General features: G+C 54.4%; 1 protein-coding gene. It reads right to left on the bottom strand.

The annotated features are described in order from the left end of the window. Positions 1–44: 44 nt before the first annotated feature. On the bottom strand, positions 45–1,322 hold the full coding sequence (locus tag ACSSVZ_RS28105; RefSeq protein WP_453974167.1) for a hypothetical protein: 1,278 nt from the start codon (positions 1,320–1,322) through the stop codon (positions 45–47). Positions 1,323–1,429 lie beyond the last annotated feature (107 nt).

Here is a 1,429-nt window from a genome sequence, read left to right as displayed (position 1 = left end):
CCGGCACCCTCGGCCGTTCGTCTGGAGCGCCAACCCCGACGACATCATCGCCGCTCGAAACCGAGGGTTCCAAACGTTGGAATCAATCCACTAGTCATGAATGTGCACTCAGCTTCCGCCGATACGGCGAGCTGCGCTTCACGGAGTTTGACCCTCTCAAGCGCGTCGGAGGAAACCTCGAGACCGTCAACGGTCTCCCGGTAGAAATTCAACCACCCAGAATCACGAGCAAGAACCTGTGTGATTATGTCGGCGATTTCTCGGGGTGTGGACTTGTCCATACCCTCCTGTACCGTCTGACTCAGAATAACCTGCTTGCGAACAAGCGGCGGGAGTAGAGCAACGTTCCGCTCAGTCTTCAGCCAAACGTTGATGTCACCGCCGCAGATGACGAACGCGCTGTAATCGCTCCGGCCCCTGTTGATACGCCCGAACAATTGAGTGATGCGGCCTGCCATCTTTGTGGAGTAGAGATTCGCCAGCGTCAGGTGATGGATGAGATACTGGTCCATCAGACTCGCCCCGGAAGGGGCTCCATCGATTAGCATCACACGACAAGTGTCCTGTGGGAGATCGATGCCGTCTATCCGGGAAACGAGAACGAAAGAGCCTGAGGCGGCAGCGCGAAAGGCTTGAAGCTCTTTAGTAAAGTCTGCACGGCTGGGAGGTTTGCCAAGGTTTGCCCACGGCTTGGCCTTCGGATAGGAGGGGACTGAAATAAGAAGCTTGTGGCTCTTAAGGATCTCAGTCGCGACTTCCTTTTTGTCGACCTTCTCGCCGAACCGGCTATTGAGCAATATGAGGCGCTCACCGTTGCCCGCATCGTTGTCCGGAACAATTGGATTTTTTGCCCGCCGGCCGAATCCACGGACGAAATCAGTCTCATACTCCATCGTCGCCGAGAGGTAGATGCGCCGGACATCCTTTCCAAGGAAATCATATACACCGGTCGGTATGAAAGGAGGTGTGATTTCGATGGCCGATGCCGACACGAAGATCGCGCACGTGCCAATATGTTCCCATAGACGGACAGCCGGAAACATCAGATCAGGTTTTTTGCGCCAATCTTCGACACGCTTGATAGCTTCTAGTATTTCCTCTCGATGACGGAATGCAGTTGCAGGCGGGCACATCGTCACCGCTTGCTGACCGACTTGTTCGAGTATAAAGCTAAGATGAGGTCCTTTATTCAGACGATCGAACTCAGGCTTTACGATCTCGATGATGTCACGAAATAAAGCGGGATACTTTTCCTGCTCCACTGTCAGTGTAAAGGCATCCCTGATCACCCTTTCACCAACGTGTGCGTCATCAAAAATCACCGCTGCCGGCGCCTTAGAGTCCGTCTCGAAACTGGCGCGGGAGGTGGATAGCCGGGGCCAGAATGTGATTCCAAGCGGTTGTCGAAGCCAGCTTGGAGAACGTCATG

The sequence above is a fragment of the Amorphus sp. MBR-141 genome, from assembly GCF_053628695.1.
This window is presented reverse-complemented; position numbering and strand designations above follow the sequence as displayed.